Source organism: Spirosoma panaciterrae DSM 21099 (assembly GCF_000374025.1).
Classification (GTDB): Bacteria; Bacteroidota; Bacteroidia; order Cytophagales; family Spirosomataceae; genus Spirosoma; species Spirosoma panaciterrae.
The window spans coordinates 1-7,996 of record NZ_KB893222.1; the positions used below are offsets into that span (position 1 = coordinate 1).

The 7,996-nt window shown below is 43.8% G+C and carries 10 protein-coding genes; 5 read left to right on the forward strand and 5 right to left on the reverse strand.

Annotated elements, in window-relative coordinates; all coding sequences use genetic code 11:
• The first annotated feature begins 501 nt into the window (after positions 1–501).
• The 3 genes from B153_RS0129240 to B153_RS0129250 all read left to right on the forward strand — a co-directional run bounded on the left by B153_RS0129240 (position 502) and on the right by B153_RS0129250 (position 2,064).
• On the forward strand, positions 502–1,428 hold the full coding sequence (locus B153_RS0129240) for a replication initiation protein (protein WP_020600304.1): 927 nt from the start codon (positions 502–504) through the stop codon (positions 1,426–1,428).
• A gap of 83 nt (positions 1,429–1,511) precedes the next feature.
• Positions 1,512–1,730: a hypothetical protein gene (locus tag B153_RS0129245; protein ID WP_020600305.1), complete on the forward strand. Its 219-nt coding sequence runs from the start codon at positions 1,512–1,514 to the stop codon at positions 1,728–1,730.
• The gene (locus B153_RS0129250) at positions 1,720–2,064 is read left to right on the forward strand and encodes a type II toxin-antitoxin system RelE/ParE family toxin (RefSeq protein WP_020600306.1); all 345 of its coding nucleotides are present in this window, start codon (positions 1,720–1,722) and stop codon (positions 2,062–2,064) included. The genes B153_RS0129245 and B153_RS0129250 overlap by 11 nt, the downstream gene beginning before the upstream one ends.
• On the opposite strand, the gene B153_RS0129255 is transcribed toward B153_RS0129250, so the two are convergent.
• Positions 2,050–2,550, reverse strand: coding sequence for a helix-turn-helix domain-containing protein (locus B153_RS0129255; protein WP_020600307.1), 501 nt, complete (start codon positions 2,548–2,550; stop codon positions 2,050–2,052). The genes B153_RS0129250 and B153_RS0129255 overlap by 15 nt on opposite strands.
• Positions 2,551–2,830: 280 nt before the next feature.
• On the opposite strand from B153_RS0129255, the gene B153_RS0129260 reads away from it, so the two are divergent.
• Complete coding sequence (locus B153_RS0129260) at positions 2,831–5,062, forward strand: VWD domain-containing protein (protein ID WP_020600308.1); 2,232 nt, start codon at positions 2,831–2,833, stop codon at positions 5,060–5,062.
• 145 nt (positions 5,063–5,207) lie between these two features.
• Here the strand turns inward: B153_RS0129260 and B153_RS0129265 are convergent, their stop codons facing one another.
• The 3 genes from B153_RS0129265 to B153_RS0129275 all read right to left on the reverse strand — a co-directional run bounded on the left by B153_RS0129265 (position 5,208) and on the right by B153_RS0129275 (position 7,039).
• Positions 5,208–5,654: a response regulator gene (locus tag B153_RS0129265; protein ID WP_020600309.1), complete on the reverse strand. Its 447-nt coding sequence runs from the start codon at positions 5,652–5,654 to the stop codon at positions 5,208–5,210.
• A 45-nt stretch (positions 5,655–5,699) separates the two neighbouring features.
• Positions 5,700–6,053: a LytR/AlgR family response regulator transcription factor gene (locus tag B153_RS38925; RefSeq protein ID WP_020600310.1), complete on the reverse strand. Its 354-nt coding sequence runs from the start codon at positions 6,051–6,053 to the stop codon at positions 5,700–5,702.
• Positions 6,054–6,154: 101 nt separating this feature from the next.
• Entirely contained in the window at positions 6,155–7,039 is an 885-nt protein-coding gene (locus B153_RS0129275; protein ID WP_020600311.1) for a DUF5712 family protein, read from the reverse strand.
• Positions 7,040–7,146: 107 nt separating this feature from the next.
• Here B153_RS0129275 and B153_RS0129280 point away from each other — a divergent pair, with 107 nt between their 5' ends.
• Positions 7,147–7,329 carry a hypothetical protein gene (locus tag B153_RS0129280; RefSeq protein WP_020600312.1) on the forward strand — a complete coding sequence of 61 codons (183 nt, stop codon included), beginning with the start codon at positions 7,147–7,149 and terminating at the stop codon, positions 7,327–7,329.
• On the opposite strand, the gene B153_RS0129285 is transcribed toward B153_RS0129280, so the two are convergent.
• Positions 7,319–7,939, reverse strand: a complete 621-nt coding sequence (locus B153_RS0129285; protein ID WP_020600313.1) for a BfmA/BtgA family mobilization protein — start codon at positions 7,937–7,939, stop codon at positions 7,319–7,321. The genes B153_RS0129280 and B153_RS0129285 overlap by 11 nt on opposite strands.
• Positions 7,940–7,996: the final 57 nt, after the last annotated feature.

Below are 7,996 nucleotides of genomic sequence, written 5' to 3' on the forward strand. Positions count from 1 at the left end.
GTAGCGTAATTCCCGCTTGCTCTTTTAAAAGACCGCTTCGCGCTTTGTTTTGTCGCGTCCGCTTTTCTTTGTTTTTTGCTTTTTCGTTCATTTCGATCTTTTCTTCCCTTTCCAACTATTTTTTTAGTTTATTTTTTTACTTTCTAAACCGTACCTGTCAAATCACTTCAGGACGCGCTTTTCCTCGCACGCGTATGTACATGCCCGCACGCGAGACAAGTGTTTGTGTATTTCAAATATCTCTTGTTAAACACTTGAAGGGGCAAAATAGGGCTTATAACTGTCAGATTTACAGATAATTAGACTGTGGATAACTTTAATAAAGACGCGTTTGGTCGGTAATAAAGACGCGTTTGGTCGGTGAAACCCACTTAATAAAGACGCGTTTGGTCGGTGAAACCCACTTAATAAAGACGCGTTTAGTCGGCAGAAAAGACACATTTAAAATACTTTGAGCTTTTATTAAAAGTTTTTTTATATTTACTTATAAATCAGTCTAAAATGCCTAAGCCCGTAGAAATTTGGCAGGACAACGTATTAACCGTTGCTCGTTACGAAATGACTGAAGCAGAGAAGAATATTCTGTATATGGTCGTCGCTCAAGTGCGAAAAGAAGACTCACCGATGAAGATGTATCAAGTATCGGTAAAGGAAATGGCGAACCTAACCGGCTCCGATGAGCTGAAATTTGAGACTTACAAAAAGGCCACAGAAAAGCTTGTAGGACGTGTCTTTCAGACTACTCTACCTAATGGCAACCTTTTACAAGCAAGCTTCTTTGCATCAGCCGAGTACAAAAAAGGCACTGGTATAATTGAGCTTGAACTATCACAGAAAGTACGGCCTTTTTATGTTGATCTGAGTCAACGTTTCACCAAAATTCAGTTGGTGGCCGCGATCTCACTTAATTCGGCCTACGCTAAGCGGATTTATGAACTGCTTTGCATGTACAAAAACATGAAGGATAAGACCTTCACTCGTAATTTGGCTGAGCTAAAAACAATACTGGGTGTTATCGATTCAAAAACTGGAGAGGATAGTTACCCGACATGGACCAAGTTTGAAACACGAATATTGGAAGTAGCAGCAAAAGAAATTAACGGCCATACTGACTTGTCGTTTACATACAAACCTGTCTACGGTGATCGCCCTGGACGTGGCCGTAAACCAGTCGTTGAAGTCGAGTTTGAGGTATTCTACCAAGCTAAACCCGAACCGGCTCAAATGTCAAACCTGCACGAGCGGTTGGTTAAGCAATTCCGGCTCCGGCCCGATCAGGCTGACACCGTGCTGGCCACTCACTCAACCGAGGTTGTTACCCGCCAACTCTATGATATTCAAATGAAAGCAGCCGATGGCAAGGTGAAGAATGTGGGCAGCTATACAGCCAAAGTATTTGGCTTAGAAACGAAGGGAAAAGAAAAATGAGGGGAATGGCTAAAAACTAGTAGATAGGGGCGTACAGAGCCTAAAAACACACTAAAAAGGACAGAACTTACTATCTTGCTCGTATGAAAATCGTTTTGGACATCCCTGATAGCAAAGTGGGCTTCATGATGGAGTTGCTACGGAGCCTATCGTTTGTAAAAGCTAAGCCGCTACCGGTGGGCATATCCAATGAAAAAGCCTTGTTCCTAGCCGAACTGGGTGAAGCAGTCGAGGAATTGAACGACGTATTGGCTGGCAAAACGCAGGCCCGTGACGCTTACGAATTACTCGATGAGTTATGATCTGAAACGGTTGCCAACCTTTGACCGTCAGGCGAAACGATTGGCTAAAAAATATCCGTCGCTAAAAAATGATCTGCGGGTATTGTTTGACTCCTTGCGAGAAGAACCGACTCAGGGGGCGGCTCTAGGTAAAGGTTGCTACAAAGTACGCATGGCTATTGCCAGTAAGAAGCAAGGCAAATCCGGTGGGGCGCGGGTGATTACCTTCGTCAAGGTCACTCAGGAAGCCGTGTACTTGCTGGCCGTTTATGACAAATCAGAGAAAGAAGACTTAGAGCCGGGCGAACTGGACACTTACTTGGACTTGATCGAGGGAGAATCAGCGACCGAATAACCGGCTCCATAAGCTGCGCCGGTTAGAGGTTGGTTCATCGGTTCCGGGTGCGGGCAAACGTTTGCGTAGATCGCTTATTTGAGCGTTTTGCTGAATCAACAATTCTTCAATATTGCCCATCTTCTGATTAGTCAGTTGATTAGTCATCTGATTAGCCATTGCGTTCATAATGTCGCCTTGCTCAAAGAGTCTGTTTTGTAGTTGCTGAATCGTCCGGTCACGCTCGGCGACCGCTTCCCGTAGCTGTTGGTTCTCCTGCTGTAATGAATCAGATACTATCAAGGCGGATAGTGTGGCAGCCGAAGAAGTCTCATACTCCTGCTGAAGCAGTACCGAACTGATCTGATATGCTTTGCCTTTTGGGGTATTCTCGGAACGAACGTGATTAGTCAAAACATGTTGTTTGACTAATCGTCGAATGGTTTGTTCAGAGCGGCTATAAAGCTGAGCCGCTTCTTTGATCGTCAGGTACTCCTGATTAGTCATTTTAGGCAGAATGAGTAGTCACGGCTTAAATATAGGGGTTTCCAGCATATACTCTGATTAGTCACGATTACCACTAATGAAATAACGTAATCGGCACAAAGGACAAATTCGGGCGGACTATACATACATTGTCGATGGTAGTGTCATCGCTATTATTGACTTGGATTAGGGTATTAAAAGCGTGACTTTGCTCTTTAATGAAAACCGAGACCAAAATGAAAACAACCCTATAAAATGCTAATTTTTAGCTTGAACTTATTGGTCTAAAAAGACATTCGACATGACTAATCTTCTAAAAAAGCTATTCTTCCTTTTCTTTCTTTTTATTACTTGTCTTTTGAGCTGCAAAAAGGATTCAGATTCTTCTGTTCCTAATACGATAAATCCGATTGGTAATGTTGAGCAAAAGGTTTTGTATACAATAGAAGTCAAGGACAAGACTACAAGCTTGGGTTCTATTAGTTTGGACTCGGCCTCTAAAAAACTAATTCTGTTGTACGGCAAAAAGAAAGAGGATGGTTCACTACTCAATGTAAACCAGTATGCAAGTTTTATAGATCAGAACTCTAGTATTATTGCCAAATTTAATGAAAACAGTTTTTTCCCTATAGAGTATAGAATAAAATATCTTGATGAAGGATACACTTTAAAAGTATATAAATACGATTCAAATAATGGTATAATCGATGTTGATATTACAAATATTAAAACTGGCGTTGTAAACCCTAAAAAAAGTATCAAGCTTGATAATGAAACTAAAACAAAACTTGATGGCGCTGTAACTTTATACAATAATAATCTAAAATCGGCAAGAGTAGCCGCTGGTACAGTTTGCCAGCTTATAACGATAGCTATAAAAGCTACTGAAGTTTTCAGCTGTATTATAACATTACCAGAAATAGGTGCTACGGAGGTGTTTGTTCCAGGAGGAGTACTAAATAAATTAGCGGTCCAAACTTGTGTGCAAGCCAGTACAGTTTATTACAATAGTACAGTATGTAGAACTTACCCCCCACCTAATCCGCTACAGGCATTAAAAGATTGTTTCGGGCCAGAAATAGTTTACACCGCAGGTACTGGTTGTATCGCGTCAGGAATTCAAATCTTTTTTCAGCAAGCAAGTAATTACTTGGCCCAAAGTACTGGTGATCCCCACTTAACGACAACAGATAGTTACCATTACGATTTTCAGGGCTTGGGTGAATTTACTGCCATCAAATCAACAGTTGACAATTTTGAGATACAGGTACGGCAAGAAGATATTAACAATACAAAATTTGCAACAATGAATACTGCAATAGGTATTCAAACAGGATCTGATGTTGTTTCTATTACGTCGAAACCGTTAGCTATATACGTCAACAATCAGTCCCAAGCAGTTAGCACAACCCCTATATCTCTTAAGAATAATGCAACTATAGCGAAAACGATAGAGAATGGGGTAGATGTTTATTCTATCACAACTTCTAATCGTGATATTATTAAAATACGCCTTGGTAGTTCTAACTCATTGGATTACAAAATTTCTTTGAGTGATAATCGCAAAGGTAAAGTCATTGGCTTGTTAGGGAACTATGATGGGGATCAAGCTAATGATTTGCAAACTAGGGAAGGAAAGCAAATAAGTTATTCGTTTACTAACTTATACCCAACATATGCTGATAGCTGGCGTATCGATGAAAAGCGAGACCCAAAGCTTTTGTATTATGAACCTGGAAAAAGTACTCAGAGTTTTACGGATCGGAGTTTCCCGAAAAGTCCAGCGGTTTTAACTGCCGAGAAATTGGCATGGGCTAAAAATACCTGCCTGACTGCTGGTGTAACATCGGAACCCTTTTTGAGTAATTGTATTTATGATGTAGCTGCAACAAATGATGCATCTTTCACTAAATCGTCATTATTTGGTCAACAGGATGCAGTTACCAACGGGACAACCAACCAGGACGATATACTTGAGTTCAAGAACGTTCGAATTACAGTTAGCAAAATAACTGACACAGTGACGGATTCGTGTTTGGTAAGTTTCAGTACAGGCAAAGTATATCAATTGAAAGATGGACCGAAGTATGCAGATCAAATAGACGGAACATTTAGAGACTATTGCAGACCAACTTTGTTTAGCCCTTCGGATCACTTTGTAAACAAACGAAGTGCCTATTTAAACCCACCTTGGAATATATATCGTAAAGGCACGATTGAGACTATTGGATTTCCAGCTGACGACAATTCGAAAGATCCGAATAGAGTTAACTCGGCTCTATATGATTTTATAAATTCATCTAATGAAATTGAAAATGCCTTTTACAGTCATTATGGAGTCTTTACAACAGATAGTCAAACCGCAATCACAACTGTAATATGGGGTGAAGGTTGCGAACCTACACAATTGCTTAATACAAATCTCAGACGTTTCTTAACCCAGGATGGGAAAAAGGGGATTATTCGATTCACCGATTGGGGGAAGACGGCAAATGGGCTTTGGATCACCTTCGACATTAAGATTCAGAAATAGATAATTTTAAGAGGAATATGTCTTAAGGAATTGTTATGTGTGTTGAGAAGGTAAATCTCTCGCAGTTGGTAGGGGAGAATCTTAGAATAATCGCTTAACATAAAAACTCTTATATAACGTCTCCCAGAAAAGTACAATTTTCACCTTACTCATTTTTTTCCCTTTCAAACCAAAGTTTAGGGGTGGTAGCGGTACCATACCAGTACGCGCGAAGTTGTTCGGCATAGCTCTTCCAAGCTTGGTAACTGAACGGCTTCACGGTGAAGGCGCTGGCTCCCCGATCGTACGCTTCTTCTTTGATAGTCTGGTCTTCACCAGCGGATAGGATCACAACAGGCAGCAAACGTCCTTGAGGATGCTCTCGCAGTAAGGTCAAGAAATCAATGCCACTTAGCTCACTCCGCAGATCAATATCCAGCAACACCAAGCGAGGGCCCCGGCCAAACAAGCCCTCCAAATAAGCAGCCGCTTCGCTAAAGCTGTCTACCACCTTTAGGTCGGCTTCGGGGAACGCATTGCCGATCGCTCGACGAAAGATATCAGCTATGGTAGGATCATCATCGACCAGCAGAAGGGGAAAAACAACAGCCATGCGTAGTTGAAAAAGACAAAAATAAGCGTTTGAGTAAGGTGGCCACTAACTTGTTTCTGCTAGCCGCTGAAGAACCAAATCAATCCGACGGCGAGCCACGGAGAACGATATATCAGCCCCTAACTCAATCGATAAGAGTTTAGATCCCTGTCTACTGACGCGGCTAATAAAACGAGGATTAATCAGGACAGATTTACTGATCCGCACAAAGTCAGGCAGTTGCTGCTCGAAGTATTTTAAGGTTTTACTCACCAGAAGCGGATTCAAGCTATTTTGTAAATAGACTAGCGTGTAATTACCGCGGCCCTCTAAGTAGATTAGACCGAACAGATCTTGAATGTGACGATAGGCCGGAATCAAGCCTTTGTTGGGGGGATCCGGGGGTAAGGAGTTCTTCAACGTAGGTTGCGCCAGGCCAATGAGTTATGCCCTGTGTGGGTGAGATCCAAATCCAAGTGAATGGTTTAACATGGATTAGTTAATTGATAATCAACTCTTTTTCACAGGCCCATCCCTAAGCCGCGGCTACGGCCTAGCTCTTGCTGAATCCCTAACTCTCGCTGCTGGGTTAATTCTATCTTCTTAGCCTGTTCAGCCTGTAGTCGTAGTTCCTCAGCCCGCCGGAGATCGGCCGCTAGCTGCTGCTGGCGCTCCTGCTGCACATCTCGTAGTTCCAGCGTTATGGCTGCCTTCTCTTGGAGGGTACCATTGCTCATGGTGTTCTGATAGCGGAAACTCTCTTCCAGCTCCCGACGGTAGCCCATTTGGTTATCGAAAGCCTGCTCGCAGCTCTGTTTGAACTCCACCCGGTTAAACTGACCGAACTTGTGGCCATGCTCGGCATTCTTGCCCTGGCCTCGATGATTTGTCATCGGACTCAGCAATCGTTGATTGTGACTGTCTTTCCGGCTGACGATGATCTGCACGTGCATCTGGTGGCCAGCTTTTACCTCGCCCCGTTGAGTCAGCCCCTGCTTGACCTCCGGATCGGTCCACTTGTAGCCTCGGTTGTACTCGACCTTGCCATACCACTTCACATCATCGGGCCCCAAGCCCTTCTGAAAATTAGCCGCATACTCGGCCATCACTTGCCGGGCGTAGGCCTTCAGCTTCTGGGGATCATTGCCAATGTGCGCCAGCTCCTTTTGGGAGGGGCTGATGTTGACCAAATAGAACTTGGCCTCATGCTGCTTGAGCTTGGCCGTATTCGAATCGATGCCCAGGCGCACTTCCTGAGGGCGTAGATCGTCGCGGCCCTGATTGAACCACAATTCAGCCTTATGCTCGGCCTTCAAGTTGTTTTCTTTCTCCAGGTAGTCGACCAGTTGGCCACAGCTGCCGGCATTGCTGCCGCTGCTACTGGCCGTGATGTTGATATGGGGCATAAGGGTTGGAAAGGGAATGAAACAGGCTCAAAAGACAGATTACCTCACTTTTAGCAGGGACACAAGGCCACCGGCCAACACTGGGCCGTAAAACGAGTCTTACCGATATGAACCGGACCAAATTGCATACTGCCATTGATCTGATAATCGATTACCTCAGTTGGGCCCATCAGCAGCAGCGGGCAGGCTACCATGTCGATCCCGTTAAGATGCGTGATGCAGGGTACGTGTTGGCGGGTCTAACAAACCACTGGTTAGACTTACCAAAGGATAACCCATCTATAGATTAGTTACCTGGCTATAGGAGTTCTCCTGAAGTTCTTTGATCAGACGACCTTGTGTGATGGCGTTCATCTGTTCTCGGTGCAGAATATAGTGATTCAGGATCGCGGTAAACTTGGCTTTTAAGCTTTGCTTGGCTTTCAGCTGTGTCTTTACCTCATTTTGGTGAGATCGTGTCTCTGAGAGCAAATTTTGCAGCATCTGGGCCATCTCCTGTTGCTGTTTGAGCACGTCCTGATGCTCTCTCATTTGTCGGCGTTGGGTAACGGCGAAGAAACCATCGACGTTTTGCTCCTCGTTGACCTGAAAAAAACGGCCCTGCTGGTGACTCAGCTGACTCAGGGTGCGTTGCAGCTGGGCTAGATCGGCCAGCATGGGCGAAAGGGCTTCTTTCTCCTGGGTTTTGATAAACGAGATAATGCGATTGATGCCCTGACCCAGCTCTTTCTTGAGTAATTCGTCGTTCAGATCGGCTGGATCTTTCTTGGACTTGTAGAAATAGTCCACCATTTGGCCAAAGAGCTCCTGCTTACTGCGACCTAGCTTTTCACTTAACTTACTGAATTTCAGATCAGTATCAGAATCGAACCGGACTGATTTATTCGCCTTCACCTCCATAAATATGCGCTTTAGTATATTAAAAATGGCCTCAGAATGCTAAAAAAAGGCATTTTT

Coding starts and splice junctions, on each gene's coding strand:
- B153_RS0129240 (WP_020600304.1), top strand. CDS start 502: ATGCCTAAGCCCGTAGAAATTTGGCAGGACAACGTATTAACCGTTGCT.
- B153_RS0129245 (WP_020600305.1), top strand. CDS start 1,512: ATGAAAATCGTTTTGGACATCCCTGATAGCAAAGTGGGCTTCATGATG.
- B153_RS0129250 (WP_020600306.1), top strand. CDS start 1,720: ATGAGTTATGATCTGAAACGGTTGCCAACCTTTGACCGTCAGGCGAAA.
- B153_RS0129255 (WP_020600307.1), bottom strand. CDS start 2,550: ATGACTAATCAGGAGTACCTGACGATCAAAGAAGCGGCTCAGCTTTAT.
- B153_RS0129260 (WP_020600308.1), top strand. CDS start 2,831: ATGACTAATCTTCTAAAAAAGCTATTCTTCCTTTTCTTTCTTTTTATT.
- B153_RS0129265 (WP_020600309.1), bottom strand. CDS start 5,654: ATGGCTGTTGTTTTTCCCCTTCTGCTGGTCGATGATGATCCTACCATA.
- B153_RS0129275 (WP_020600311.1), bottom strand. CDS start 7,039: ATGCCCCATATCAACATCACGGCCAGTAGCAGCGGCAGCAATGCCGGC.
- B153_RS0129280 (WP_020600312.1), top strand. CDS start 7,147: ATGAACCGGACCAAATTGCATACTGCCATTGATCTGATAATCGATTAC.
- B153_RS0129285 (WP_020600313.1), bottom strand. CDS start 7,939: ATGGAGGTGAAGGCGAATAAATCAGTCCGGTTCGATTCTGATACTGAT.